Origin of the sequence: Micromonospora sp. NPDC048947 (genome assembly GCF_040649495.1) — a bacterium.
Taxonomy (GTDB): domain Bacteria; phylum Actinomycetota; class Actinomycetes; order Mycobacteriales; family Micromonosporaceae; genus Micromonospora; species Micromonospora alfalfae.
In genome coordinates this window covers 104,803-131,270 of the sequence record NZ_JBEZFO010000001.1, presented here as the reverse complement: position 1 = coordinate 131,270, position 26,468 = coordinate 104,803, and the positions used below count along the sequence as shown (strand labels likewise).

The 26,468-nt window shown below is 70.6% G+C and carries 27 protein-coding genes; 15 read left to right on the top strand and 12 right to left on the bottom strand.

Translation table 11 applies throughout. The features are described from left to right. The first annotated feature begins 179 nt into the window (after window positions 1-179). On the top strand, window positions 180-1,220 hold the full coding sequence (locus AB0B98_RS00620) for a GDP-mannose 4,6-dehydratase (RefSeq protein WP_357359603.1): 1,041 nt from the start codon (window positions 180-182) through the stop codon (window positions 1,218-1,220). Window positions 1,221-1,344: 124 nt separating this feature from the next. Continuing rightward, window positions 1,345-3,732 (top strand): discoidin domain-containing protein, encoded by a 2,388-nt coding sequence (locus tag AB0B98_RS00615; RefSeq protein ID WP_357359600.1) that lies wholly within the window; start codon window positions 1,345-1,347, stop codon window positions 3,730-3,732. 270 nt (window positions 3,733-4,002) lie between these two features. Here the strand turns inward: AB0B98_RS00615 and AB0B98_RS00610 are convergent, their stop codons facing one another. Next, window positions 4,003-4,500: an NUDIX hydrolase gene (locus AB0B98_RS00610; protein WP_357359598.1), complete on the bottom strand. Its 498-nt coding sequence runs from the start codon at window positions 4,498-4,500 to the stop codon at window positions 4,003-4,005. A 41-nt stretch (window positions 4,501-4,541) separates the two neighbouring features. Beyond that, on the bottom strand, window positions 4,542-5,900 hold the full coding sequence (locus tag AB0B98_RS00605; RefSeq protein WP_357359596.1) for a hypothetical protein: 1,359 nt from the start codon (window positions 5,898-5,900) through the stop codon (window positions 4,542-4,544). Window positions 5,901-6,126: 226 nt separating this feature from the next. Between AB0B98_RS00605 and AB0B98_RS00600 the strand changes: the two genes are divergently transcribed. Beyond that, window positions 6,127-6,288: a hypothetical protein gene (locus AB0B98_RS00600; protein ID WP_357359594.1), complete on the top strand. Its 162-nt coding sequence runs from the start codon at window positions 6,127-6,129 to the stop codon at window positions 6,286-6,288. Next, window positions 6,275-7,519, top strand: coding sequence for a helix-turn-helix transcriptional regulator (locus AB0B98_RS00595; RefSeq protein ID WP_357359592.1), 1,245 nt, complete (start codon window positions 6,275-6,277; stop codon window positions 7,517-7,519). The genes AB0B98_RS00600 and AB0B98_RS00595 overlap by 14 nt, the downstream gene beginning before the upstream one ends. A gap of 34 nt (window positions 7,520-7,553) precedes the next feature. On the opposite strand, the gene AB0B98_RS00590 is transcribed toward AB0B98_RS00595, so the two are convergent. Next, complete coding sequence (locus AB0B98_RS00590) at window positions 7,554-8,003, bottom strand: hypothetical protein (protein WP_357359590.1); 450 nt, start codon at window positions 8,001-8,003, stop codon at window positions 7,554-7,556. A gap of 146 nt (window positions 8,004-8,149) precedes the next feature. On the opposite strand from AB0B98_RS00590, the gene AB0B98_RS00585 reads away from it, so the two are divergent. The 3 genes from AB0B98_RS00585 (at window position 8,150) to AB0B98_RS00575 (ending at window position 11,377) form a co-directional block, all read left to right on the top strand. Beyond that, a complete protein-coding gene (locus AB0B98_RS00585) occupies window positions 8,150-9,346 on the top strand; it encodes an epoxide hydrolase family protein (protein ID WP_357359588.1) in 1,197 nt (398 codons plus the stop codon). A 544-nt stretch (window positions 9,347-9,890) separates the two neighbouring features. Then, window positions 9,891-10,547, top strand: a complete 657-nt coding sequence (locus AB0B98_RS00580; RefSeq protein WP_357286310.1) for an HAD family hydrolase — start codon at window positions 9,891-9,893, stop codon at window positions 10,545-10,547. A gap of 266 nt (window positions 10,548-10,813) precedes the next feature. Beyond that, window positions 10,814-11,377: a DUF6193 family natural product biosynthesis protein gene (locus tag AB0B98_RS00575; RefSeq protein WP_357359586.1), complete on the top strand. Its 564-nt coding sequence runs from the start codon at window positions 10,814-10,816 to the stop codon at window positions 11,375-11,377. Between the two features lie 34 nt (window positions 11,378-11,411). Here AB0B98_RS00575 and AB0B98_RS00570 read toward each other — a convergent pair whose 3' ends face one another. Further along, window positions 11,412-12,278 (bottom strand): metallophosphoesterase, encoded by an 867-nt coding sequence (locus AB0B98_RS00570; RefSeq protein WP_357359584.1) that lies wholly within the window; start codon window positions 12,276-12,278, stop codon window positions 11,412-11,414. Window positions 12,279-12,418: 140 nt separating this feature from the next. On the opposite strand from AB0B98_RS00570, the gene AB0B98_RS00565 reads away from it, so the two are divergent. After that, window positions 12,419-13,270, top strand: coding sequence for an alpha/beta hydrolase (locus AB0B98_RS00565; protein WP_357359582.1), 852 nt, complete (start codon window positions 12,419-12,421; stop codon window positions 13,268-13,270). An 89-nt stretch (window positions 13,271-13,359) separates the two neighbouring features. Here the strand turns inward: AB0B98_RS00565 and AB0B98_RS00560 are convergent, their stop codons facing one another. Genes AB0B98_RS00560 through AB0B98_RS00535 form a run of 6 tightly spaced genes read right to left on the bottom strand, consistent with a single transcriptional unit; the run spans window position 13,360 to window position 18,977 of the window. Then, window positions 13,360-14,376 carry a methyltransferase gene (locus AB0B98_RS00560; protein ID WP_357359580.1) on the bottom strand — a complete coding sequence of 339 codons (1,017 nt, stop codon included), beginning with the start codon at window positions 14,374-14,376 and terminating at the stop codon, window positions 13,360-13,362. Between the two features lie 42 nt (window positions 14,377-14,418). After that, window positions 14,419-15,048 carry a hypothetical protein gene (locus AB0B98_RS00555; RefSeq protein WP_357359578.1) on the bottom strand — a complete coding sequence of 210 codons (630 nt, stop codon included), beginning with the start codon at window positions 15,046-15,048 and terminating at the stop codon, window positions 14,419-14,421. After that, window positions 15,045-16,451 carry a selenium-binding family protein gene (locus AB0B98_RS00550; protein WP_357359576.1) on the bottom strand — a complete coding sequence of 469 codons (1,407 nt, stop codon included), beginning with the start codon at window positions 16,449-16,451 and terminating at the stop codon, window positions 15,045-15,047. Before AB0B98_RS00550 ends, AB0B98_RS00555 begins: the two co-directional genes overlap by 4 nt. 14 nt (window positions 16,452-16,465) lie before the next feature. Beyond that, window positions 16,466-17,197: an ABC transporter ATP-binding protein gene (locus tag AB0B98_RS00545; RefSeq protein WP_357359573.1), complete on the bottom strand. Its 732-nt coding sequence runs from the start codon at window positions 17,195-17,197 to the stop codon at window positions 16,466-16,468. Next, the gene (locus AB0B98_RS00540; RefSeq protein WP_357359571.1) at window positions 17,170-18,003 is read right to left on the bottom strand and encodes an ABC transporter permease subunit; all 834 of its coding nucleotides are present in this window, start codon (window positions 18,001-18,003) and stop codon (window positions 17,170-17,172) included. The genes AB0B98_RS00545 and AB0B98_RS00540 overlap by 28 nt, the downstream gene beginning before the upstream one ends. Further along, window positions 18,000-18,977, bottom strand: coding sequence for an aliphatic sulfonate ABC transporter substrate-binding protein (locus tag AB0B98_RS00535; protein WP_357359569.1), 978 nt, complete (start codon window positions 18,975-18,977; stop codon window positions 18,000-18,002). Before AB0B98_RS00535 ends, AB0B98_RS00540 begins: the two co-directional genes overlap by 4 nt. Before the next feature lie 177 nt (window positions 18,978-19,154). Here AB0B98_RS00535 and AB0B98_RS00530 point away from each other — a divergent pair, with 177 nt between their 5' ends. After that, a complete protein-coding gene (locus tag AB0B98_RS00530; RefSeq protein ID WP_357359567.1) occupies window positions 19,155-20,330 on the top strand; it encodes an LLM class flavin-dependent oxidoreductase in 1,176 nt (391 codons plus the stop codon). Between the two features lie 34 nt (window positions 20,331-20,364). On the opposite strand, the gene AB0B98_RS00525 is transcribed toward AB0B98_RS00530, so the two are convergent. Then, window positions 20,365-20,910, bottom strand: a complete 546-nt coding sequence (locus tag AB0B98_RS00525) for a GNAT family N-acetyltransferase (protein ID WP_308193474.1) — start codon at window positions 20,908-20,910, stop codon at window positions 20,365-20,367. Window positions 20,911-20,955: 45 nt separating this feature from the next. After that, window positions 20,956-21,360 carry a hypothetical protein gene (locus tag AB0B98_RS00520; protein WP_357359565.1) on the bottom strand — a complete coding sequence of 135 codons (405 nt, stop codon included), beginning with the start codon at window positions 21,358-21,360 and terminating at the stop codon, window positions 20,956-20,958. A gap of 310 nt (window positions 21,361-21,670) precedes the next feature. Here AB0B98_RS00520 and AB0B98_RS00515 point away from each other — a divergent pair, with 310 nt between their 5' ends. The 6 genes from AB0B98_RS00515 to AB0B98_RS00490 are packed head-to-tail and all read left to right on the top strand — an operon-like array spanning window position 21,671 to window position 26,314. Next, a complete protein-coding gene (locus tag AB0B98_RS00515; RefSeq protein ID WP_030335444.1) occupies window positions 21,671-21,973 on the top strand; it encodes an urease subunit gamma in 303 nt (100 codons plus the stop codon). Continuing rightward, entirely contained in the window at window positions 21,970-22,317 is a 348-nt protein-coding gene (locus AB0B98_RS00510) for an urease subunit beta (RefSeq protein ID WP_112672927.1), read from the top strand. The genes AB0B98_RS00515 and AB0B98_RS00510 overlap by 4 nt, the downstream gene beginning before the upstream one ends. Beyond that, the gene (locus AB0B98_RS00505; RefSeq protein WP_357359562.1) at window positions 22,314-24,017 is read left to right on the top strand and encodes an urease subunit alpha; all 1,704 of its coding nucleotides are present in this window, start codon (window positions 22,314-22,316) and stop codon (window positions 24,015-24,017) included. The genes AB0B98_RS00510 and AB0B98_RS00505 overlap by 4 nt, the downstream gene beginning before the upstream one ends. Next, window positions 24,017-24,823 carry an urease accessory UreF family protein gene (locus AB0B98_RS00500; RefSeq protein ID WP_357359560.1) on the top strand — a complete coding sequence of 269 codons (807 nt, stop codon included), beginning with the start codon at window positions 24,017-24,019 and terminating at the stop codon, window positions 24,821-24,823. The genes AB0B98_RS00505 and AB0B98_RS00500 overlap by 1 nt, the downstream gene beginning before the upstream one ends. 37 nt (window positions 24,824-24,860) lie before the next feature. Continuing rightward, window positions 24,861-25,598, top strand: a complete 738-nt coding sequence (gene ureG, locus AB0B98_RS00495) for an urease accessory protein UreG (protein WP_357360552.1) — start codon at window positions 24,861-24,863, stop codon at window positions 25,596-25,598. Beyond that, the gene (locus tag AB0B98_RS00490) at window positions 25,598-26,314 is read left to right on the top strand and encodes an urease accessory protein UreD (RefSeq protein ID WP_357359558.1); all 717 of its coding nucleotides are present in this window, start codon (window positions 25,598-25,600) and stop codon (window positions 26,312-26,314) included. Before ureG ends, AB0B98_RS00490 begins: the two co-directional genes overlap by 1 nt. The last annotated feature ends 154 nt before the right edge of the window (window positions 26,315-26,468 follow it).

Genomic DNA, 26,468 nt, shown 5'->3' with positions numbered 1-26,468 from the left:
GAGAAAGGGCCCAACAATGGTGAATAGCTAAATACAGCACTTTTCGTCGCAAATCACGCATATCTACACCGGACATTGGGCCAAGTGTCCGTTTGGTGGCTCTTGGGTGGGTTACCGTCGTGGCCGGCCGTCCGGTTGCCGCAGCGGGCCGACCGTACCGTCGTTGCGAGGAGTTCCAGATGGACCTGCCCGTTTCCGCCGCCGGTGCCGACCCGTCGGCGGCCCTGACACCCCGGCGCATTCTGGTGACCGGGGGTGCCGGCTTCATCGGCAGTCACGTGGTCGCCCGGCTGATGCTGATGGGCAGCCAGGTCCGGGTGCTCGACAACTTCTCCACGGGCCGGATCGAGAACCTGGCCGACGCCGCGTCCGGCGGGTTGACCGAGGCGGACGTCGTCTCGGGCGACATCCGTACGCCGGAGGGTGTCGAGGTCATCCACCAGTGGCAGCCGGACGTGGTGGTGCACCTCGCCGCGCAGCCGAGCGTTCCCACGGCCCGTCATTCACCCCTGTACGACGCCGACGTGAACGTGTTCGGCACCGTGAACGTGCTGGACGCCTGCGCCCGCGGCGGCGTACGCCTGCTCATCAACGCGGCCAGCAGCGACATCTTCGGCAGCGTCGCCGCCGACGACCTGCCGGTCCGTGAGGACCATCCGATCGCGCCGGTGAGCCCGTACGGCGTCAGCAAGGCCGTGGGCGTGCACTACGTCGACTGGTACGGGCGTCAGCACGCCCTGTCGTACACCTCGATGGTGTTGGGAAATGTCTACGGGCCCCGGCGGGAGGGTGGCGACTGCGGCGTGGTGTCAGTGATGGCCGACGCGCTTCTCGGGGGCCGGCAGGCGGTCATCTACGGCGACGGTACGCAGACCAGGGATTTCGTCTACGTCAGCGATGTGGCCGAGGCGATCGCTGTCGCCTGTCACCACGACGGGGTGGGGATGGTCAACATCGCCTCGGGCCGGCAGACGAGCGTCAACGAGGTGTATGACACGGTCCGGGAGGCGTCCGGCGTCGGCGACGTGGCCCGTTACGAGCCGCCGCCCTGGCCGGACGAGGTGCGCAGCATGGCGCTGGACACCAGGAAGGCGCGCGAGCTGCTCGGGTGGTATCCCAGAATCGGCTTCACCGAGGGCGTGCGGATGACGGTGCGTGATGCGCGTCGCCGGCAGGCCGGCAGCCAGAACCTGTCCCCGGTGTGGGCGCTCAGCCACTGATGACGAACCGCATAATTCCCGTCGTCTGATCGGTAATTTCATCGATCAGTCTAACTCTTGCGGGTTGGTATCCACTACTGCCACGATGGCCGTCAATGCCTTCCGTCCCGAAGGAGTGGTCCTCATGGCGGTGTCCCGCCGCAGGTTCGTCACATCGGTGCTGGCCGGGTCCGCCCTCGCCACCGCCTCCACCACCGAGCTGCTCGCCGCAGTGGCCAGCCCCGCGCACGCCGCCAGTCCCCCCGGGGACGTGGTCGGCAAGGTGACGGTCGGCTACCAGGGCTGGTTCAGCGCACCCGGCGACGGCGCGCCGATCGGCGGATGGTGGCACTGGGGCCGCGACCGGTTCCAGCCGCCCTCGCCCGCCAACACCACAATCGTGTCCTGGCCGGACATGCGCGAGTACACCCGCACCTATCCCACCGCGTACCCCAACCTGGGCAACGGCCAACCGGCCACCCTCTTCTCCTCGTACGACCAGCAGACCGTGGACACCCACTTCCGGTGGATGCAGGAGAACGGCTGCGACACCGCCGCGCTGCAACGGTTCAACCCGATGGGCGACGAGGGCCCGACCCGCGACGCGATGACGCAGAAGGTGCGCTCCGCGGCCGAGCGTCACAACCGCAAGTTCTACATCATGTACGACGTCACCGACTGGCTGAGCTTCCAGTCGGAGATCAAGACCGACTGGACGACGAAGATGGCGGCGCACACCGCGTCCTCCGCGTACGCCCGGCAGAACGGCAAACCGGTCGTCTGCATCTGGGGCTTCGGCTTCAGCGAGCCCAGCCGCCCGTTCACCCCCGGGCCCTGCCTGGAGGTCATCAACTGGTTCAAGGCGCAGGGCTGCTACGTCATCGGTGGCGTGCCCACCTGGTGGCGGCAGGGCATCGAGGACTCCCGCCCCGGCTTCCTCGACGTCTACCACGCGTTCCACGCGATCTCACCGTGGATGGTCTACCGGGCCAGGACCGTGGAGGAGCTGGACTCCTACTACAACAACGTCAACGTCGGCGACATGGCCGACTGCGCGGCGCGCGGCATCGACTACCTGCCCTGCGTGATGCCCGGCGACCTCGCCGGGGGCCACCGCAAGCACGGCGACTTCTACTGGCGGCACATCTACAACATGGTCCGGCTCGGATCCCAGGGCCTGTACGTGTCCATGTTCGACGAGTACAACGAGGGCAATCAGATCGCCAAGACGTCCGAGACCCAGGCCACCACCCCGGCCGGGGCGAACATCAGGGCCCTGGACGAGGACGGTGTGGCCTGCTCTGCCGACTACTACCTGCGGATCACCGCCGACGGCGGCCGGATGCTCAAGGGGCAACTCGCGCTCACCGCCGTACGCCCCACCCCACCGATGGTCGGCACCCCGCCGCCGGTCAGCGGCAACCTGGCCGCCGGCCGACCCACGTCGGCCAGCAGCCAGGGCGGCGGGTTCCCGGCGTCGAACGCTGTGGACTCGAACGCCGGCAGCTACTGGGAGAGCGGCGGCGGTGGGTTCCCACACTGGTGGCAGGTCGACCTCGGCGCCAGCCACCAGGTCAACAAGCTCGTGGTCCGGCTGCCCGCCGGCTGGGGAGCGCGCACCCAGACCATCGCCGTGCAGGGCAGCGTCGACGGCAGCTCCTTCGCCACCATCGCCGGGGCCTCCGCGTTCGCCTTCGACCCGGCGACCGGCAACAGCGTCACCCGCACGCTGACGACCACCGCGGCCCGCTACGTCCGCCTCAGCATCAGCGGCAACACCGGCTGGCCGGCCGCCCAACTCGCCCAGGTCGAGGTGTACGCCGGAACCACCGTCCCGGACAACCCGCCGACCGCGCCCAGCGGCCTCACCGTCACCGGCAAGACGTCGACGAGCGTGTCCCTGGCGTGGACGGCCTCCACCGACGACACCGGCGTGACCGGCTACCAGGTACGCCAGGGCGGCAACGTCGTAGCCACCGTCACGGGCACCACGGCGACGGTGAGCGGGCTCAGCCCGTCCACCGCGTACACCTTCACGGTCGTTGCCCGCGACGCCGCCGGGAACACCTCCGGCGCGTCCTCGGCGGTCACCGTCACCACTGACGCGGCGGCCAACGCGGACCTCGCCCGGGGCCGACCGACGTCGGAGAGCAGTCATGTCCAGAGTTACGGGTCGGGCAACGTGGTCGACGGGGACGCCAACAGCTACTGGGAGAGCGCCAACAGCGCGTTTCCGCAGTGGGTGCAGGTCGACCTGGGTTCCTCGCGCACAGTTGGGCGGGTGGTGCTGAAGCTGCCGCCGTCGTCGGCTTGGGGGAGCCGGACGCAGACGCTTTCCGTGCAGGGCAGTGCCGACGGGGGGAGCTTCAGCACGCTTGTCGGATCGGCGGGGCGGACCTTCGACCCGGCCAGCGGTAACCAGGTGACGCTCACGTTCACCGCTGCGCAGACGCGTTACGTGCGGATCACCGTCACCGGGAACACGGGCTGGCCGGCAGGACAACTGTCGACACTGGAGGTCTACGCGAGCTGACCGAGGCTTGGGCGGCCGCCGGGGGAGCGGCGGCCGCCCATCTCATCGAACGGGCGCAAGCTGCGGGGCTTGCCACCGGGCCGACGGTGGGCCGCGCCAGGAAGGGCTAACCCCAGGACATGCCCGGCATTCGCGGCAGCAAGCAAGCGATTCGTGCGCCTGACACCCTGCTCGGGGGAAGGTCGCGATGGTCCATCAGGCGGCTTCCAGCACAGCGACGAGGCCGGTTTCCGGAGGGGTCCGTTCCCGCAGTCTACGACCGAGGCCCTACTACCTGTTCTGCTCCATTGAGACGACCGAGCCGCCAGCAAGGTACAGGGGAGCCTGTAGGTCACGAGCGCTCGTCGCCGCATGAATTCGTGTGGCGACGTTGTCGGGAAGACGCTGCTCGGCCTCTCGGGGCGAGAAGAAGGCGGCTGCCTCCAACTCTTGTCCCGGCAGGACGAGACCGTCGAGGTCGGCGATCGACCCGCAGTCGAACGTGAAGCTGACAATCGCGCGTGGCCGCTGCCCGGCGGGCGGTGCCCAGTCCACTACGAGAAGGTCACTCACCACCACAGAGATCCCCAGCTCCTCACGGATCTCCCGGGCGCAGGCGTCGTGTGGGTATTCGCCCTCGTCAACATAGCCGCCGGGGAAGGCCCAGTGGTCGCGGTACGTGGGCTTGACGAGCAGCACGTTGCCGGCCGGGTCGGTGATGAAGGCCGCAGCGGCGGCGTAGAAGGAAGCCAGGTTGGCGTACCACGTGGCAGGCTCCGTCCAGGTCACCTTCGTGACGTTAGCGGACGGATCCAGGTGGGGCTCCCGCGCTACGCGGCTGCCGGCATGGTCGCGAGGCTGTGCAGAACTTCGCTGACCTGGGGCGACGCCTGCTGAGGGCTGAGCGTTGCCGCCAGTTCGCGGACGCGCTGTTGCACACGCGCCGAATGGATGCCCGAGGCGTGCTGTGCCAACCTCCGACCCCAGTTACAGGCGGCGTCGGTGTCCCCAGCGCGGGCATGAGTTACGGCGACGAGAGCGGTGTGCAGGGCACGCGTCCGGGTGTTCTCGCTGGCAAGGGTGAGAGCGTCGGTCGCGTGGTCAAGGGCCTGCGAATACAGCTGTAGGTCGCCTAAGCACCTCAGTGCGGCTCCGGCGAGGTGGGCTGGGCTGAAGTAGGTGACCCATCGTGGACCGGGGACTGCGCCTGCGCGGTCGAGAGCACGCTCGGCTCTGGCGAGCGCGAGCTGGCAGCCTCGTCGTTCGCCTGACTGCGCGTACGCGGTGGCGGCGGTGGCGTGCAGCCGAGCGAGTACGGCGGCCGGCGCACGCCCTGCCCCGTCGATGGCCGCTTCGGCTAGCCGGGCCGCGTCCCGAGAGTGGCCCAGGTGCACGGCCTGGGTAGCGAGGTTGGCCAGCAGGTGTGCGCCGTGCAGGCGGTCATCGGCGGCCTTGGCGAGCCGCAAGGCGACGGTCACGTGTTGTTGGGCAGTGGCATGGTCGCCCGCGTCGTATGACATGAAGGCGAGTTGTCCGCACAATGTCGCGGCTGCGCGCATGAGGTGACGCCCAACGGCTTCGGTGTAGGTGCCGTGCAGCATGGGTGCGACCTGGCGTATGAGGAAATCGGCCATGAGGGAACGGGTGCACGGAGAGCCGCTGCCGTGGCGTCGGTCGAGGTCGGTGAAGTGGTCCGCCAGCGCGTACAGCGACTGGACGTCGGTGGAGGTGACTTGCTGTCGGCCGTTCCTGCTGACGGTCACGTCGCTCGGGTCATACCGCCAACCGAGTGCCGCCTGTAGGGCTTTGCCGCTGTCGAAAGGCCCGCTGACCTGTGAGTCGAGGTGCTTGGCGAGCCTCGTCCAGATCTGCTCGGCGGTATCGATCGCGCCGTCGACGGACGCGGGGTAGACGCACGTTCCGACGCTGTCGGCCGCACCGAAGCCCAGCTCCGTGACGGCGACGGACCGACCGAGCTTGCGGCTTAGGGTCTCGGCCATGGCCGCTTGGACGTGCTCGCCTGGCCGGCGACCCCGCAACCACCAGTAGACGCTGGCAGCGTCGTAGCGCCAAGCGCCCTCTTTGCGTCCGGCGTGGTTGAGCTGCCGAGCGAAGGCGGCGTGGGCGTTGCCGTAGCCGGCGGCAAGCAGCAGCCCTTCGAATGCTGCGTTCGTCACCGGTCGCGCCATGGTTCCGCCTCCAGGTATCAGCCAACTACAACTAGTGACGAGCCTATGGGTTGATGCGGTCCTATGGGGACCTGCGCAACCCCGCGCAACCCACGTCCTGACCAGCGCAATCGCACGCATTGCTTGCCATCTGGTCCGTCGATCGGCAACCGGCTTCGGTGATTGCAGGAGTCCTGGGCGCCGACGAAGTCCTAGCGTCGGGCGCCGGCTGACGGAGGTGGTGGGAATGCACGGCGACGAGCCGACGAGCAGGGGCGAGGAGTGCGACGCGGCCGAGCGGGAGGCCGCCAAGCAGCGTCTCCTGGCTCAGGCCGAGGCGGAACGCGTACCGGTGGAGGACACGACCCGTGCGGTCCCGGACCGGCGGTGGCGGCGTGACCAACGATGACCTGCCGATCGGTCGGCGGGTGGCGCGGTGGCGGGTGCGGCGGTCGATGACGCAGCAGATGCTGGCCGACCGGTTGCGGAGGTCGAAGAGCTGGGTGGACAAGGTGGAGCGGGGAGTTCGCGCCCTGGACCGGTACTCGGTGATCCAGGAGCTGGCCCACGTCCTGCGGGTCGACCCGGAGGTGCTGCTCGGTCAGCAGCGAAGCACCCCGGCGGGCACACCGGACGGGGTGGACGACATCCGGGCCGCCCTCGCCCGCTATGACACCCCGCAAGCCCCACAGCACACGGACGAGCTGAGAAGGCAGGTCGGGTATGCCTGGCTGAGCTACCAGCACGCGCACTACGGGCAGTTGGTGCGGGTGTTGCCGGGTCTGCTCGACGCCGCTCAGGCCGTGCGGTCACCGGAGTTGCTGGTGCAGACGTACCGGATCACCTCGTCGCTGCTGGTGAAGCTCGGCGTGGCCGACCTCGGGTGGCTGGCCGCCGACCGGGCGATGTCCGCTGCCGGCGACGACCCGATCCTGGCGGCAACGGCGGCCATCTCGGTAGGCCAAGCGCTCCGCGCGCAAGACCGAGACCATCTGGCCCTGGCCGCACTGCTTCCCGCCGCCAATCGCCTCCTTCCACCCTCATCCCACGACGGTGATCAAGAGGTTTGCGGGACTTTTGGAGATCAAACTTCCCGCAAACCTCTTGATCACCAAGGTCAGCGCGGCAGCCGAGGTCAGGGCGATCACCGGGATTGGGCGGTGGGCGGGACGTTGCTGCTTCAGGCGGCCCTGGCCGCCGCCGGTTCCGGCGAGCACCGCCGCGCCGACGAGCTGACCGACCGGGCTGCGGGCGTCGCCGCCAGCCTGAGGGGGTACGACGATCCGCACCGCACCAGCTTCGGGCCGGTCGCCGCCGAGTTGGCCCGTGTTCTGGTGGCGGCGCAACGGGGGGACGCCGACGAGGCGCTACGACGGCATTCGACCGTCATGCGGCGGGAGGGGTGGCGGCGATTGCCGGCCGAGTACCGGGGTGCGTACCTGGTGGACGTCGCGCGGGCGTACCTCCAGATGGGTGACCTGCGTGGGGCTGCCCGCGCGTTGGTGGACGCGGACAGCATCGCGCCGGCTGAGGTTCGCTGCCGGCCGTTGGCGCGTACCCTCATCGCCGATGTCGCCCGCGCGCAGCCGACGCCGGCCGGCGTGGCGCGACTGGCCACGGTGGTCGGCCTCACCCGCTGACGGACGAGCGCAGGCACAGGTCGCAGGCCGGGCGTTAGTGCTCCCAGAGGTGCTCGGTGCGGAAGTACCTGGCGGTGAACTCCTCTTCCACCGAGGCGGTGTCCGTCTCGTCTGTCCACCAACCCGGCCAGACGTCGACACCGGAAGGCGCGCTGATGGCAGTCAGGACTGTGGAGCACCGGTGGCAGCGCCGAGGTGCCGAGTCCCGGAACCGCCCGCCGCAGTCGCATCGCCGTAGCCGTGCCTCAAGTGCCGCCATCAGCGTGGGGTAGGTCCTGTCCTCGGAAGGGAGCGCGTCGGCGATGCTCCTGAACGTCTTGTCGTAGTAACTGACATCTACCCGCATCGGGCAGCCGTCGCAGTAGAGGAAATGGCAGTCCAGCATCGGAGAGTGGTCGAGGCGGTAGAGCCGTTCGTGGCACTCCGGACAGGTGATTTCCTCGCCGTTTAGCCAGTTGTCGTCGAGTTCGTCCGGTTGGCTCACCGGTTGATCATCCCACGGGTGTGGTGCGGAGACCCGTCGGCGATTCGCGTTTCGGCCCGGGTGGTGCCGGCCCGCTGTGAGACTGGGCGAGTGCCGACTCCGTCGGCGCATCGGCACTGTCCGACTCGACGTGGCGAGGTGGGAAGATGCCCAACGACAACGAGATTCGTCCCTTCCGGCTGGACATACCGGAGGACACGGTCGCCGACCTGCGTAGCCGGATCGCGGCTACCCGCTGGCCCACCCGCGAGTTGGTCACCGATCGCTCGCAGGGGGTGCAGTTGGCGGCGATCCAGGAGTTGGCTCGGTACTGGATGTCCGATTACGACTGGCGTCCGTGCGAGACGAAGCTGAATTCGTTGCCGCAGTACACGACGACCATCGACGGCGTCGAGATTCACTTCATCCACGTGCGGTCGCAGCATGAGAGCGCCCTGCCGCTGATCATGACGCACGGCTGGCCGGGTTCCGTTGTCGAGCTGCTCGGAGCCGTCGGCCCGCTGACCGACCCGACGGCGCACGGCGGCACGCCCGAGGACGCGTTCCACCTGGTGCTGCCGTCGTTGCCGGGCTACGGCTTCTCCGGTGAGCCGACCGAGCCTGGCTGGAATTCGGCGCGGATGGCGCAGGCGTGGGCGAAACTCATGGACCGCCTCGGTTACCAGCGCTACGTCGCACAGGGCGGCGACGTCGGTGCCGCCGTCACGGACGCCATGGGACGCCAGGGACCCCAAGGGCTGCTCGGCATCCACGTGAACCTGCTCGCCGGGGCTGTCGGCATCAAGGACAAGTTGCCGGCGAAGACCGAGCAGGAACGCGCCGCGCTCGACGCGCTGAACCTGTTCGCCAAGGACGGCTTCGGCTACTTCCTGGAGCAGTCCACCCGGCCGCAGACGATCGGCTACTCGCTGCTGGACTCGCCTGTCGGGTTGGCGGCCTGGATGCTCGACCACGACACGGACAGTTACTACAAGATCTCCCGGGCGTTCCTCGACGGCGAGCCGGCCGGGGGTCTCACCCGCGACAGCATCCTCGACAACATCACGCTGTACTGGTTGACGGGTACCGGTGCCTCGTCCGCCCGGTGGTACTGGGAGCAGGGGCGGTTTCAAGCGGCGGCCCAGGCGGCCGGTCAGGCCCCGCCGCCGGTCACGGTGCCGGTCGGCTTCACTACGTTCCCCGGCGAGATCTGGCCCGCTCCGCGTAGCTGGGCCGAGGCTGTCTACCCAGGCATCGCGTACTTCAACGAGGCTGACCGCGGCGGGCACTTCGCGGCCTGGGAGGAGCCGGAACTCTTCTCCGCCGAAGTACGGGCCGCGTTCCGGCCACTGCGGAAATCCTGACGGCTCACCCGCTGACGGACGAGCGCCGGGTTGGTGCGTACCGAGTCGGGCGTCGGCCCTCGGAGTTCAGTCACCCGCCTGCCGCGAATTGGTGTTGTCACAGCCGACCGTGGTGTCGCTAGCATGCGTTCGTGTGCCGGTACTTCGAGACCATTTACAAGGTCCACTACGTGTGCGTGCCGTGCCGTCGTAGCCGCAAGGACGCGTGGGATGGCAAGAAGCACACATGTACGTCCTGTCGGCAGCCGATGGTTCTTGCTGGGCACGACTTCGCCGCACCCCGTCGGCGGAACGACTCCGGGTGGGCCGCGGTTGCGGCAGTTCTCGGGGCAGGGCTGCGCTACGAGGGTTTCGAGATGTGCGGGTGTTCGCGGGAGCCGAAGTTCCGGCCACGAACGAGCGCACAGGTCCGGGTGCGGCGGCGGGTCGCCAGCCGCCTCGGGCTGCCGGAGGCCGAGGCGCTGGCCGCTCGGGATCCCCACGACCTTCGCTGACCCGCCGAGGGGCGATCCGTAGGTTTGAACACATGGCTATCGTGCGAGGTGTGCAGCCGCTGGCCCTGTTCGACCTGGACGGCACACTCGTGGATCGCGACAGGGCATTTCTGGCGTGGGCGGAGGAGTTCGTCGTCGCCCACGGGCTCGATGAGGACTCGCTGACCTTCCTGCTCATGGCCGACGCGCACCACTCGGGACCGATGGACAGCTTCTTCGCGACCGTCTGTCAGACGTTCGACCTGTCCGCGCCGCCGGAGCAGTTGTGGGGGCAGTACCGCCGCCGGCTGCCTGAGCTGGCGTCGTGTCACCCGGACGACCATGATGCGTTGAAGCGGCTCCGTCGTGCAGGCTGGCGGATCGGCGTCGTCACCAACGGGATGACAGACAACCAGCTGGGCAAGATCCGCAACACCGGGTTGGACAGGCTTGTCGACGCGTGGTGCATCTCTGATGACGTCGGTATTCGGAAGCCGGACCCTGAGATCTTCCGTCTCGCCGCTGAACGCTGCGGAAGCGGCTGTGGTCCGAGCGGATGGATGATCGGTGACAACCTCGTCCTCGACATTGCCGGTGGCCATGCGGCGGGGCTGCGCACGATCTGGTTGCAGCCGAAACATCGGCCCGACTCGTGGACATTCGTCGGGCCTGCGCCGGACGTCATCGTGGACTCGGTGTCCGAGGCCGTCGAGGTGCTCCTCCGCTGATCGATCGCGCCCAGAGGGATCGGTTTCGATGGCCGACGGCTGCCGATTCGCTGCCCGCCGCTCTTCGGGCAGAATCGTGAGCCGTGCCGACCTACCCCGATCCGGTTGCCCTGTATCCGGAGGTTGCCGCCGAGGGCAGCCTTGCGGCGGCGTTGCGAGCCGTCGCCGTTCGAGAAGGGCTCTCCATCCCCGCGTCGGCTCCAACGTCCGGTTCGTGGCATGCCGCCGTCGTTCCGACCACCCTCCCGCACCGAGAGGAGTTGAGGGTGTCCGCCAGCCACGTGGAGCGCCGGTGGTACGTCCGCGGTTGCGAGCGTGACCAGGGTCTGGCCCTGATCGAGGGGGACACGGTGGACCTCGCTCAGGTGGCGCGAGTCGCGCAGACGTGGCATGACGGAGCGCCCCTGACCGAGATCCCCAAGGCTGCGTCGTTCGTGAAACTGACCGGATGGTTCGAGGTCCCGGACCGTGACCCGGCGGGGCTGGTCGAATCGGAGTGGCGGCACCTGCGTACGGAGGCAGCGGAGGTGGACTGGCCGGAGTACCACGCACTCGTCGAGGCCGCGTACGCCGAGCCGAAGTTGCGGCGGCTCTACCCCTTCACGAGCCACTGGTCTCTGCGATTCTCCACCAGCACCCGGCCCAGCCTCTCCCGCGATGTCCTGGTGTGCCTGCATCCCAGGCGAGGCAAGGACTACATCGTCACGATGGGCTTCACGGGACAGGAACTCGGCGAGACCGCCACAGCGGAGGAGGCCGTGTCATTGGCTGCGCGCAACCTGCCCGCCCATCTCGACGCGGTGCGGTACGGCGCAGCCGGGCCGAGCTAGCGCCTGTCCGTCGACCGATTGATCGGTCTCGGTCTCAGCCGCTGACGGACGCGCGCCGACGCACGTCGTCGGCCGGGTTGATAGTGCGTACCGGGTCGGGCACCGGCGCGCGGGGCTGCCACTCGCGCGGGTAGCCGAGGGAAACCTCCTCGAACCGGACCCCGTCGTGGAACGTGGTGCGGGGGATGTGCAGGTGCCCGTACACCACTGTGGCCGCGCCGAAGCGCAGGTGCCAGTCGCTGGTGCGAACGGTGCCGCACCACTGGGCGAACAGCGGGTACCGCAGGACGTCGGTGGGTTCCCGCACCAGCGGGTAGTGGTTGACAAGCACCGTCGGCAGCGCCGGGTCGCGCTCGGCCAGCCGGCGTTCGGTCTCGGTGATCCGGGCCGCACACCACGCTTCCCGACTCGGGTACGGGTCGGGGTGCAGCAGCGCCTCGTCGGTGCACACCACCCCGGCCGCGTACGCCAGGGCCAGCGACTCCTCCTTCGTGCGCGCCTCGGGCACCCGGAACGTGTAGTCGTAGAGCACGAAGAGCGGGGCGATGGTGGCCGGGCCGCCGTCGCCGTCCCACACCGGGTACGGATCCTCCGGAGTGACCACCCCCAACCGCCGGCACATCCGCACCAGCTCGCGGTAACGCTCCGCACCGCGCACCGTGACCGGGTCCCGGGGCGGCGTCCACAGCTCATGGTTGCCCGGCGCCCAGATGACCCGCTCGAACCGGCTGCTCAGCAGCCCGAGCGCCCACTCGATGTCGGCGAACCGGTCGGCGACGTCACCGGCGACGAGCAGCCAGTCCCCAGCGTTGTCCGGGCGCAGCTCCTGCACGAACGCGCGGTTCTGCGGGTGCCCGACGTGCAGGTCGCTGACGGCCCGCAGCCGGGGCGGAAGGTTCACCTCCCGAGGTTAGGACGGCAGAGGGTGCTCGCGGAACCTCTGCGCCTGCCGTTCGGGCCGATCCGACGGCCCGCATATCCGGCGACCCGACGGGAAAGCGCGGGGCGTCCGACAGCCCGAGACCGGAGCAGGAGTAAAACATGCCTTTCATCACCGTGGGGACGGAAAACTCCGCGCCCATCGACCTGTACTACGAGGACCACGGTTCCGGTAAGCCGGTGGTGCTGATCCACGGCTTTCCGTTCAACGGCGCGACCTGGGAGAAGGAGACCACCGCGCTGCTCAACGCCGGATACCGGACGATCACCTACGACCGGCGCGGTAACGGTAACTCCGCCCAGCCGGCGTTCGGGTACGACTACAACACGTTCGCCGCGGACCTTGACGTGTTGATGACCGAGCTGGACCTGAACGAGGTGACCCTGATCGGTCACTCGATGGGCACCGGTGAGGTGGTCCGCTACCTCGGTAACTACGGCTCGCAGCGGGTCAGCCGGGCCGTGCTGCTCAGCCCGTTGCAACCGATGCTGGCCAAGGCGAGCGACAACCCGGAGGGCGTCGACCGGAGCCTGTTCAAGGGTTTCCAGGACGCCATCATCAAGGACCGCTTCGCCTACCTGACGTCCTTCTGCGACGCGTTCTTCAACCCGGACCAGAACATGGGCAAGCGGGTCAGCGAGGAGGCGTACCGGGCGCACTGGCAGATCGGCGCGATGGCCTCCGGTAAGGCCACCCACGACAGCGTGGACGCCTGGCAGGAGGACTTCCGTCCGGACCTGCCGAAGATCGCCATTCCGGTGTTGATCGTGCAGGGTGACCAGGACCGGGTGCTGCCCTACCCGGTGACCGGTCAGCGCCTCGGGCCGATGATGCCGACCGGCACGCTCGTCACGCTCAAGGGCGCGCCGCACGGCATCCCGTGGACCCACGCCGACGAGGTCAACAAGGCGATCATGGACTTCATGAAGCAGCCGGCCAAGGCTCGCGCCTGACCCGTACCGGTAGCCGATCGGACGCCCGCGCCGTGAGGCGCCGCGACACCCGGCCCACGGTTCGCACCGGGGCCGGGTGTCGTCGTCGGTCAGGCCCGGCGGGCCACCACAGCGCCGTTGGCACCGGGCGCGTCGAACGGCACGGTACGCACGTCGACGAAGCCGGCGTCGGTGAGCCAGGCCGCGTACTCGACGCCCGAGTAGTTCCGCCCGCCCTCGGTCTCGACCAGCATGTTCATCCCCATCAGGGCCGCCTCGGGCGGCCCGGTGCGCTCGTCGTTGAGCAGCAGTTCACAGACGACGATCACCCCGCCGGGTGGCAACGCCGCGTGGCACCGGGCCAGCAACGCCCGGTTCGTCGGCTCGTCCCAGTCGTGCAGGATCATGCTGAGCAGGATGACGTCATGCCCGTCCGGCAGAGCCGGGTCGGCGAGGAAGTCACCGGCCACGGCGTCGATCCGCCCGGTCAGGCCGGCCTCCGCGATCCGCTCCCGGGCTCGGACGCAGACATGCGGCAGATCCAGGACGGTCGCCCGCAGCTCGGGCAGACGGCGGCAGAACTCGATCGGGAACGCGCCCGCCCCGCCGCCCACGTCGAGCAGCCGGCGGTGCGCGGAGAAGTCGTAGGCGTCGGCCAACGCGCTGGCGGTGAAGCTGGACGTGGAGAACATCGCGTCCCAGAACTGCGCCAGCATCTGCGGGTCCTCGGTGTCGAACATCGACTGTTGGGACTCCGGATCCCAGGTCAACGGTCGATCCGTGCGCAGGGCCTCGCCGATGCGGTGCCAGGGCAGGTAGGTGCGCAGGTCCGAGTAGCGAACCTGCGCCCCGAAGTAGTACGGGCGACCCTCGACCAGGAACTGCTCGGCCAACTCCGAGTTGCGGTAACCGTCGCCGGCCTTCTCCAACAGGCCGAGCGACGCACAGGCGGCCAGCAGCAGGTCCGCGGGCCGGTCGGGCAACCCGAACTCGGCGGCGGCCTGCTCGACGGTCATCGTCCGCCCGCCGGCCAACCGGGTGAACAGGCCGAGTTCAACGCCGACCGCGAGGGTCTTGAACCCCCACACACCGGCCACCAGACGCATGAGGGGAGTCGGGGTGATCACCAGGACATGAGATCACACATCACACGTTTCCACGATGGATGGTCACGCCCGGATCAGCGTCACCAACCCCGCGGCCACCAGCACCCCGGCCCACAGCCGGTCCACGTTGAACCAGGCCCGACGCAGCACACCGACCCCGAACACCTGATAGACCAGCAGCGCCACCGCCAGGGCAACGCCGAGCATGGCCACCGTGTGCACCCCGGCCGCCGCGATGCCGGACAGCGCACCCACCGGCGCGGCGGCCAGGTGCCCGGAGTGACCCCCGGACACCGGCTCGGCCACCAGCACCGGCACCAGCATCAGCCCCGCGCCGTGCGCCGACGACATCAGGAACGACCAGCCGGCGAGCTGCGCCGCGGACAGCCGCATCCCCGCCCAGCGGAAGTGCCGCTCGGAGAGCAGCCGCCACAGCCCGAAGGCGACCAGCAGCACACCGCCGACCACCGCGAGAGCGGTGCTCGCCGTCACCGACCGGGTGGCGGCGACCAACGCGGCGACGATGGCCACCGAAGCGAGATGCCCAGCCGCGATCGGAGGCAGGGCGCGCAGCAGCGCCAGCCGGTTGCGCTCCTGGAGACCCCGGGCCACCGCGAACAGCCACCCCATCGCGGGGTTCAGACCATGGAACGCGCCGAGCGCGGCGAGCGTCGCCAGTGTGGTGACGGTCATGGAAAGCAGTACGAGTCGGAGGACGCGTCGCCGCCCTGCAACCGGGTCTGGTGCACCCGCAGGCCCCGGAACTCGTCCCCGTGCGGGAAGAACCGCGCATCCGGGGTCAGCCCACCGGCGTCCACGTCGACGTCGAGCTTGGCCAGCCAGGCGCCCACCCCGTCGGGGTAGAACTGGTCGTCCCACGCGCCGTAGAGCGAGTTGCTGACGTAGACCCGCCGGCCGTCGCGGCTCACCTCCACCATCTGCGGGCCACCGGCCAACGCCTCGTCCGGCGCGGACGGGTGCGCGGTCCGGCGGACGATCCCGCCGAGGTGCACCGAGCCCGTCTGCACCGGGTGCAGGGGGTCGCTGACGTCGTACTGGCGCAGCTCACCGGTGCCCCAGCAGGAGACGTAGAGGAACCGGTCGTCCACCGACAGGTCGATGTCGGTCACCAGTGGCGGCACCGCCCCGAACGGCTTGAGCAGGTCGGGCAGCTCCGCCGGATCGGCCGGCTCGGCCGGGATGTCGATCACCTTGGTGACCGCCCAGGCGTCCCCGTCGCGATGCCACAACCAGATCGAGGCGGACAGGTCCTCGACGCTGATCACCACCCCGACGAACCCGTACGACTTCGTCGGGTCGTGCGCCGGCCGCAGCTCCAGCGGCATCTGATACTGGTCACCGAGATCGACCCGTTGCACGTGCCGGCGTTTCGCCAGGTCCCAGAAGTGGATGGCGTGCCCGTAGCGACGGCCCAGCAGCAACTCGCCGATGATGCCGTCCTCGATCATCGACGGGGTGCCCCACTCGCTGGTGACCAGCACGTCCTGGGTCAGGTGCCACCACACGTCGTACGCCAGGAACTGCGGACCCCGGTCGGCCTCCCACGCCCCGCGTACCTCGAACGTGGTGTGATCGAGGATGGCGATGCCACCGGGACCCTCCTCGCCGTCCGCGCCGCCCAGAGCGGAGAGGTAGATGCCGTCCGGGCCACAGTGCACAGTGTGCGGCCGCGAGTAGCCGGCCCGCTTCGCCAGCTCCTCCGCCCCGATCACCTTGACGATCTGCGGCTGGCGCGGATCAGGCTGAGTGTCGAGCACGTGGATGCGTGACGACCGCAGGCCGGGCACGATCAGGTAGCGCCGCTCGACGTGCGGGTGCGGGGCGGTCGGGCAGAGCGCGCTGCTGCACGCGTTCCAGCCGAAGTGGTGCAGCTCGTCGCCGACGTACGGCAGGTCGGTCCAGCCGACGACCCGGCCGTAGTCGGCCGAGTCGGGGTCGGTGTCCAGCACCACGATGGCGTCTGGACGGCTGGCCGTCCGGTCGAAGGCCGCCACGTAGGCGAGCTTCTCCGCCGGTGCGGTCACCGCCTCGCGGGGCGAGGGGTAGAACGTGGGATCGGGAGTCCAGCGGGTCATCACAGCTCCGCTCGTCAGGTGGTGGGGACGCCAAGTCGGTCGAGCAGGTGGCGGCGCAGCGCGCCGAAGGCCGGGTCGTCCGGGGTGCGGGTGGGGCGGAGGTCGACGGGTAGCTCCGCGGCGATGCGGCAGTCGTCGAGGAGCAGGATCCGGTCGGCGAGCAGCAGCGCCTCCTCCACGTCGTGGGTGACCAGCAGGGCGGCGAAGCCGTGCTCGGCGCGCAGCCGGCGCAGCAGGATCTGCATCCGCAGTCGGGTCAGCGCGTCCAGCGCGCCGAACGGTTCGTCGAGCAGCAGCAGGTCCGGTTCGCGGACCAGAGCCCGCGCCACTGCCACCCGCTGCGCCTGCCCGCCGGACAACTCGGCCGGCCAGGCGCGGTGCCGCTCGGCGAGACCGACCTCGGCCAGCGCCCGCCGGACACGCCCCGGGCCGTCCACGCCGGACAGCCCGAGCCCCACGTTGTCCGCCACCCGTTTCCACGGCAGCAACCGGTGTTCCTGGAAGACCACGGCGGCGGTGCCGTGTACGACGCTCGTCCCGCCGGCCTCGCCGTCCAACCCGGCGAGAATCCGCAGGAGCGTGCTCTTGCCGGAACCACTGCCGCCCAGCAGGGCCACCACCTCACCGCGGGCGATGCTCAGGTCGACCCCGGCCAGCACGACCGTCGGCCCGAACGCCCGGCGCACCGCGTGCGCGGTCAGCACCGGCTCCGCGCCGGTCAGGTGGCCCGCAGTCCGCGACGCCATGTCAACATCCTCCTCTCCAGGACGCGCAACGCACTGTCGGATATCAGCCCGAGAAGGGCGTAGACGAGCAGGCCGAGCACCACCACGTCGGTCTGGCTGAACTCCCGCGCCTCCATCATCAGAAAGCCGATCCCGGTCTGGGCGTTGACCTGCTCGCCGACGACCAGGCTGAGCCAGGCCGCGCCGATCGCCAGCCGCAGGCCGAGGAAGAGCGACGGCAGCGCGCCGGGCAGCACAACGTGGCGCAGCCGGGCGGCCTGGCCCAGACCACAGGTACGGGCCGCCTCTACCAGCCTCTCGTCGATGTCCCGGATGCCGGCGTAGGTGTTGAAGTAGATGGGGAAGAACACGCCCAGCGCCACCAGGCTGATCTTCAGTGATTCGCCGATGCCGACCCAGATGATCAGCAGCGGGACCAGCCCGAGGTGCGGCAGCATCCGGGCCATCTGCACCGGCGGGTCGACCAGGTCGTCACCGAGCCGCAGCAGCCCGGCCACGGTGCCCAGGGCCAGGGCCAGGAGACCTCCGATCAGCAGGCCCGCCCCGGCGCGGGTGAGGGAGTCCAGCAGGTGGATGCCGAGTGTTCCGTCCCGGCTGAGCCGCCAGCCGGTGGCCAGGACGTCGCTGGGCGCGGGCAGCTTCTCGGCCGCCAGCAGCCCGGTCCGCGCGGCCAACTCCCAGCCCAGGACCAGCGCCGCCGGGCTCACCACCCGCCGCCAGCGCCGGGCCGGCCGCTGACGACGGGGTACGACCGGTGCCGCCGCCGTGACCTCGTCGGGCACCTCGACGAGGCTGGTACGACTCACTGGAACACCTCGTTGAACCGGCCGTCGACCCGGGATCGGAGGTCGACCGGCCCCGGGATGAGGTCCAGGGCGATGAAGCTGTCGGTGATCGCCTGAAGTTCGTCGCCGATGGCCGGGGTGACCGGGGCGAGGGGCTTGGCGCTGCGGGCCAGCGCGCGGCTGGTGACGTCCTGCGGGATCTTCAGCTCCGGTGCGAGGGTGCTGGCTCGCTCCTCGGGGTGGGCGATGCCCCAGTCGGTCACCTCGCGGTAGCGCTGGAGGAACGCCCGGATCTCGTCCGAGCGCTTGTCGACCGCCCGGGGCGCGGCCAGGACGTACTCACGGTTGCTGGCCAGGCCCGTCGCGTCGGCGAGCACCTGGACCCCCGGCTGCTCGGCCAGCGCGAAGTACGGGTCCCAGATCACCCAGGCGTCGATCTGGCCCCCGTCGAACGCGGGCCGCCCCTCGGCGGGCTTGAGGTACTTGACCTGGATGTCCTTCAGGGTCATGTGGTTCGCCTCCAGCAGCCGGACCAGCAGCCAGTGCACGTTGGACCCCTTGTTCAGGGCCACCGTCCTGCCCTTGAGGTCGGCGAAGCTGCGGTAGCCCCGATCGGCCTTGACCAGCACGGCCTCGCCCTGCGGGATCGGCGCCGAGGTGCCGATGATGGAGAACGGGATCTTTCCGGCGGCGGCGAAGACGGGCGGCGCCTCGCCGACCTGTCCGATGTCGATCGAGCCGGCCTTGAGCGCCTCGGTGAGCGCCGGACCGCTCTCGAACAACGACCACTGCACATCGGGTGCGGCGTCGCGCGCCTTGACCAGGCTCAGCCCGCCGAAGCGCTGGTAGCCGATCCGGAGCTTGCCCGGCGCGCCGTCAGCATCGGCGGACCCGCCGCACCCGCTTACCGCGACCGTGGCGAGCACCGCCACTGTGGTGAGCGCGGCCGTCAGCAGGCGGCGATGCGGGGGGTGGCTCGTCGACGGGGTGGGCATGGCGGCTCCTCGGGTCGGGCAGGGCGGGGTGGCGACGCATCGACCGGTGTCGGCGCCTGAAGTAGCCTACTAACCCGATAGGTTTTATGGGTAGGCTGTCGGCGGGATCGTCCCACCCCTCAGGAGGTGCCCGCGTCACCGCGTGCGCCGACCGCCCCGCCGACGGAAAGAGCCGCGATGACCCTCACCTTCCACTGGTTCCTGCCCACCAACGGCGACAGCCGGGACATCGTCGGTGGCGGACACGGTGTACCGACCGGCGCCGCCGGAGGCGCACGCCCCGCCAGCGTGGCGTACCTCGGACAGATCGCGCGCAGCGCCGAGCAACTCGGCTTCGTCGGCGCGCTCACCCCCACCGGCGCCTGGTGCGAGGACGCCTGGCTCAGCACCGCGATGCTCACCGAGGTGACCGAGCGACTCAAGTTCCTGGTCGCCTTCCGACCCGGGCTGCTGGCCCCCACCCTCGCCGCCCAGATGGCCTCCACCTTCCAGCGGTTGTCCCGGGGCCGGCTGCTGCTCAACGTGGTCACCGGCGGCGAGTCGCAGGAGCAGCGGGCCTACGGCGACTTCCTGGACAAGGACGCCCGGTACGCGCGGGCCGACGAGTTTCTACACGTGGTGCGCGCGCTCTGGCGCGGCGACACGGTCGACCACGATGGCACCCACGTACGGGTCGAACAGGCCCGGCTGCACCGGCTGCCCGACCCGGTGCCACCGGTCTACTTCGGTGGGTCCTCCGCGGCCGCCCTCCCGGTGGCGGTGCGGCACAGCGACGTCTACCTCACCTGGGGCGAACCACCAGCCCTGGTCGCCGACAAACTGGAGCGGGTCCGGGCGTTGGCCGCCCGCTCCGGACGGGAGTTGCGCTTCGGCATCCGGCTGCACGTCATCGCGCGCGACACCGCCGAACAGGCGTGGGGGCAGGCCCAGCGCCTGCTCGACGGGGTAGCCGAGGCCGACATCCGGGCCGTGCAGGAAGGGCTGCGCCGCAGCGAGTCCGAGGGGCAGCGCCGGATGCTCGACCTGCACGGTGGCTCCCGCGACGGGCTGGAGGTCGCGCCCAACCTGTGGGCGGGCGTCGGGCTGGTCCGTGGCGGGGCCGGCACCGCCCTGGTGGGCAGTCATGCCGAGGTCGCCGACCGGATCGCCGAGTACCACGCGCTCGGCATCGACGAGTTCATCCTCTCCGGCTACCCGCACCTGGAGGAGGCGTACTGGTTCGGCGAGGGGGTGCTGCCAATCCTGCGCGACCGCGGACTGTGGCGGCACCCCGACGGCCAACCAGGGGCCGCCGACCACGTCGACGTCCCGTTCGTCGGCGTGCCAGCGCCGCAGCCCGCCGGAGCCCGCTGACCGACCGACCCGCGGCAACCGGCGCCACGGCCGCTCACAGGTCCATCGCGTAGACCCGGACCTGACGGCCGGTGTCCGGCTGCACGGTCTCGCGTTCCAGCGACATGCCCAGCTTGACCATCACCCGCGCGGACGCCTCGTTGCCGACGACGTGGATGCTGACCAGCCGCCGCAGGTCGAGCGTGGCACGGGTGTGGGCGACAACGGCCCGCGCCGCCTCGGTGGCCAGGCCCCGACCCCAGTACGCGCGGCCGAGCCGCCAGCCGATCTCCACGGCCGGCATGATCTCGGGCAGGAAGGTCGGCACGGCCAGTCCGGTGAAACCGGCCAGCTCGCCGGTCTCTCTGACCTCCACCGCGTACAGGCCGAAGCCGTGCTCGTCCCACTGCCGCTGATAGGTGGCCAGACGCTCCGCGGTCGCGGCCCGGTCCAGGGTGCGGCCGTCATGGATGTAGCGCATCACCTCGGGCTGCGCGTTGACGGCGGCGAACCCGTCCAGATCATCGCTTCGCATGCGGCGCAACAGCAGCCGCGGAGTTTCCAGGGACGTGGCATCAGGGGAGCTTTTCGGGTCAGGCACCTCCCCTTCGTAGCATTTCGGCGCCCACGGGGCGACGGGACGTCTCTAGGCGGAGCGGCCGGCGAACCGCTGGCCGACCCGCCGCCCGACGAGGCTCACCAGCGTGCTGCCGACAGCCATCCCGACCAGCACCAGAATCCCGCCGACCACCCACAGCCCGCTGTCGTCGGTTCCGGCGGCCCGCCACGACCAGACCGCCGTGAACGCCACAGTCATCACCGGCGCCACCAGCCACGGGCTGAGCCGCGTCCCGGCGAGCGCGGCCAGCAGCACCAGCGTCAGCACGCAGCCGATCACCTGCCACGCCTCGTACGGGCCGCTGCTCGCGCCGGTCTGCGCGTCGACCGTGTACCGGGTGTCCCAGCCCAGCCAGAGGATCCACGCACCGACCGTGGCCACCGCCAGAAACAGAACACCGAGCAGTGCGCGGGTACCCCTCGTCGCCGTCATCGGGCGATCATGCCCTGCCTGCCGCCGCACCGGAACACGGCCCGGCGCCCGGCACCATCAGTGATGGCTGTTGCCTCGGTCGGTGGCGATCCTCTACGGTCTGCTCAGCGGTGGGCGGTGCGGTCCGCATCCGACCCGACACCGCCGGTTGCCCGTCGTGCGGGCCGGGATGGTGGAATCCCGGGTCGCCCCGTCGGCGGTGACCCGGCGGTCGTGTGACTCCCAGCTCGTCCCCTCGGGTCCTGTGCCCGGGTGGCTCCGTGTGGAGCCGACGGCGAGCCGGGGCACGCCGACCCACCGGGAGAGCCCCGTGTTCCTCAGCCCGCACGAGCAGGACCGCCTGCTCGTCCACGTCGCGGCAGATGTCGCCCGCGCCCGCCGCGAACGCGGCCTGCGCCTCAACTACCCCGAAGCCGTCGCGGTGATCACCGCGTTCCTCCTCGAAGGTGCCCGCGACGGGCGGTCGGTGGTCGACCTGATGTCCGCCGGCCGGGCGGTGCTCGGCCGCGACGACGTCCAGGACGGCATCCCCGAGCTGCTGAGGGAGGTGCAGGTGGAGGCGACCTTCCCGGACGGCACCAAGCTCGTGACCGTGCACCACCCGATCCCATGATCCCCGGGGAGATCCTGCCGGCGGCGGACCCGGTCGAGATCAACGTGGGGCGTCCGGTGACCACGGTGCTCGTGGTCAACACCGCCGATCGCCCGGTGCAGGTCGGCTCGCACTACCACTTCGCCGAGGCCAACCCGGCGTTGTCGTTCGACCGGGGCGCGGCCTGGGGACAACGGCTCGCCGTTCCGGCCGGCACCTCGGTCCGGTTCGAGCCGGGCATCAACCGCAGCGTCGACCTCGTGCCACTTGGCGGCGCACGCGTCGTGCCGGGCCTGCGCGCAGAGTGCGCCGGACCGTTGGACCCGTCGCCGCACGCGGTCACGGCCGACGGGTCGCCGCGGTGAGCGCCGTGCGGCGGGACCGCTACATCGACCTGTACGGGCCGACGACCGGTGACCGGATCCGACTGGCCGACACCAACCTGCTGATCGAGGTGGAGACCGACCACTGCGTGGGCGGCGACGAGGCGGTCTTCGGCGGCGGAAAGGTGATCCGCGAGTCGATGGGGCAGTCCCGTGCCACCCGCGCCGAGGGGGCGCTGGACACCGTCATCACCGGCGCCGTGGTGCTCGACCACTGGGGCGTGGTCAAGGCCGACGTGGGGCTGCGCGACGGGCGCATCGTGGCGCTCGGCCGCTCCGGCAACCCGGACACCATGCCCGGTGTCCACCCCGACCTGGTCATCGGCCCGTCGACCGAGGTGATCGCGGGCAACGGTCGGATCCTCACCGCCGGAGCTGTCGACACCCACGTGCACTTCATCTGCCCGCAGATCGTCACCGAGGCGCTGGCCAGTGGCATCACCACAATGGTCGGCGGTGGCACCGGGCCGGCCGAGGGGACCCGCGCGACAACTGTCACACCGAACGCCTGGCACCTGGCCCGGATGCACGAGGCACTGGACACCATGCCGGTCAACGTGCTGCTGCTCGGCAAGGGCAACACCGTCTCCACCGAGGCGTTGTGGGAACAGTTGCGGGCCGGCGCGGGCGGTTTCAAGCTGCACGAGGACTGGGGCACCACACCGGCGGCGATCGACGCCTGCCTGCGGGTGGCGGACGCGTCCGGGGTCCAGGTGTCGATCCACACCGACACGCTCAACGAGGCCGGGTTCGTCGCCGACACCCTGCGGGCGATCGGTGGACGGGCGATCCACTCGTACCACACCGAGGGAGCCGGTGGCGGGCACGCGCCGGACATCATCACAGTGGCCAGCGAACCGAACGTGCTGCCGTCGTCGACCAACCCGACCCGGCCGTACACCGCAAACACCCTGGCCGAACACCTGGACATGTTGATGGTCTGCCACCATCTCAATCCGTCCGTCCCGGAGGACCTGGCCTTCGCCGAGAGTCGGATCCGACCGTCCACGATGGCCGCCGAGGACCTGCTGCACGACCTCGGCGCGATCTCGATCATCGGCTCGGACGCGCAGGCGATGGGCCGGGTCGGCGAAGTGATCATGCGGACCTGGCAGAGCGCCCACGTGATGAAGGACCGGGTCGGCGCCCTGCCGGGTGACGGGCCCGCCGACAACAACCGGGCCCGACGGTACGTGGCGAAATACACCATCTGCGCGGCGATGGCCAACGGCCTGGAACGGGAGGTCGGCTCGGTCGAACCGGGCAAGCTCGCCGACCTGGTGCTGTGGGACCCGGCGTTCTTCGGCGTACGGCCGCACCTGGTGCTCAAGGGCGGCATGATCGCGTACGCCCAGATGGGCGACGCCAACGCCTCGATCCCGACACCGCAGCCGATGCTGCCGAGGCCGATGTTCGGGGCGTACGGCGCAGCGGCGGCCGCCACCAGCCTGGCCTTCGTGGCCCCGGCGGCCCTGGACGCCGGACTCCGCCTCGACGTGCGTCGCCGGGTGGTGCCGGTGAGCGACGTACGGTCGCGGGGCAAGGCCGACCTGCCGGAGAACAACGCGATGCCGCGCATCGAGGTGGACCCGGACACCTTCACCGTGCGGATCGACGGGCAGGTGGTGGAGCCGGACCCGGTGACCCGGCTGCCGATGGCCCAGCGGTACTTCCTGTTCTGATGGCGACGCCGAGCCTGCTGTTGCTGTTGGCCGACGGGCGCTTCCCGGCCGGGGCGCACGCGCACTCCGGTGGTCTGGAGGCGGCCGTCGCCGCCGGCCGGGTGACCGACCTGGCGTCGTTGGAGGCGTTCCTGGCCGGACGGCTGGCCACCGCCGGTCTTGTCGGCGCGGCGTTCGCGGCGGCCGCACACCGGGTGGCGATGCCCGAGACGGTCGGCTCGGCGCACCCGGCCCGGTCCGCCCGACCATCGGACGCGCCGGTCGGGTCCGCCGTCCGGTCGGACGCGCCGGTCGGGTCTGCTGTCCGGTCGGGGGCGCTGGCCGGGTCTGCCGTCCGGTCGGGGGCGCTGGCCCGGCTCGACGCGGAGCTGGACGCGCGTACCGCCGCCCCGGCGTTGCGGGCGGTCTCGCGCCGGCAGGGCCGGGCGCTGCTGCGAGCCGGCCGGTCCATCTGGTCGGACGCCCCGTTCGCCGACCTGCCCGCGACGCCAGGTGGCGCGCACCAACCGCTGGTGCTCGGGCTGCTCTGCGCCGCGGCCGGGTTGTCCCGCGTCGAGACCGCCACGATCGCCGCGTACGGGACGTTGACCGGGGCGGCCAGCGCCGGTGTACGTCTGCTCGGCCTCGACCCGTACCAGGTCCAGACCCTGCTTGTCGGCCTGGCCGACGCCTGCGACGGCACTGCCGCCGACGCGGCGCGGGCCGCCGATGACCCACCGGAGCGGCTGCCGGCCGCCGCCGCTCCACTTGCCGACATCCATGCCGAAATCCATGCCACCTGGGAGGTGCGTCTCTTTGCGTCCTGACACCGTTGTGCCGAGCGCTGTGCCCGCCGTCGAACCGATCACGCCGCCGCCGGCCGTCCCACCCCACGACGAGAGCGTTCCGCACACCCATCCGGAGCCGGGGGTGGACCCCCATCCGCCGTTGGCGCGTGCCGGTCGGGCCCTGCGGGTCGGCATCGGCGGCCCGGTCGGCTCCGGCAAGACGGCCCTGGTGGCCGCGCTCTGCCGTGCCTTCGCCGACGAGTTGCGGCTCGGCGTGGTGACCAACGACATCTACACGACCGAGGACGCCGATTTCCTCCGGCGGGCCGGCGTGCTGGACCCGGCCCGGATCCGCGCTGTGGAGACCGGCTGCTGCCCGCACACGGCGATCCGCGACGACATCGGTGCCAACCTGGACGCCGTCGACGAGCTGGCCGAGGCGGTCGGCCCGTTGGACCTCGTCCTCGTGGAGAGCGGTGGGGACAACCTGACCGCGACCTTCAGCCGGGGGCTGGTCGACCGGCAGATCTTCGTGGTCGACGTGGCGGGCGGGGACAAGGTGCCCCGCAAGGGCGGGCCGGGGGTCACCGCCGCCGACCTTCTCGTGATCAACAAGACCGACCTGGCGCCGATGGTGGGTGCCGACCTCGCCGTCATGGATCGTGACGCGCGGGCCCGGCGCGGCGACCTCCCGACCCTCTTCCTGTCCATCGTGGGAGACCCCACCGCCACGTCGGTAGCGGACTGGATCCGGCACGAGTTGGCCCACCACGCCGCAGTGCACCCACTGACCGCGCCGGTCGGCCCGGCCTGATGCGAGCGCTCGCTCGGCTGGTCGCCCGGGCCGACGGTCGGGGTGGCACGGCCCTGGTCGAGCTGCACGGCGATACGCCGTTGTTGCTGCGCCAGACCCCGACCGACGGTGGTGTCGCCACGGTGCACCTCGTCGGCGGGGCGGCCGGACCGCTCGCCGGCGACGATCTGCGCCTGGAGATCGAGGTCGGGCCGGGGGCGGCGGTCCGGGTGCACAGCGTCGCCGCGTCGATCGCCCTACCGGGTCGCGCGGGTGCCGTCTCCCGGATGGCGGTTCGGGCGGTGGTGCACGCCGACGCCACGCTGCACTGGCTTCCGGAACAGTTGGTCGCGGCGGCCGGCTGCGCGCACCTCGCCGAGTCCCGGATCGAGTTGGCCGCCGGTGCGAGCCTGCTGTGGCGCGACGAGCTGATCTGCGGCCGGTACGGCGAGGCGCCCGGCGGCGCCGTCGTACACACCCAGGTCGACTACGCGGGTCGACCACTGCTGCGCCAGTCCCTCGCGGTGGGACCGCACGCGCCGGGCTGGGCCGGCCCGGCGGTGCTCGGCGGCGCCCCGGCCACCGGATCGCTGCTCGTGGTCGATCCGTCGCAGGCCGCCGAACCGCCAATGGCCGACGGCAGTGTCGCCCGGCTGCCGTTGGCCGGTGGCCCCGCGACACTGTGGACAGCCACCGCTCCCGACGCGCACACCCTGCGCGCTTACCTCGCCGGCTAGCCCACCTCACCGGCTAGGAAGCCCAGTCGGTCCGCCTGGCCCCCGCGGCCGTTCTGGAGGCGGACACTGCGGAGAGCGTGATGTCTGTGAGTCATCACGATGACTCACAGACATCACGCTCTCGGGTGGGAGCCGCGCGAGGCTCGATGGCATT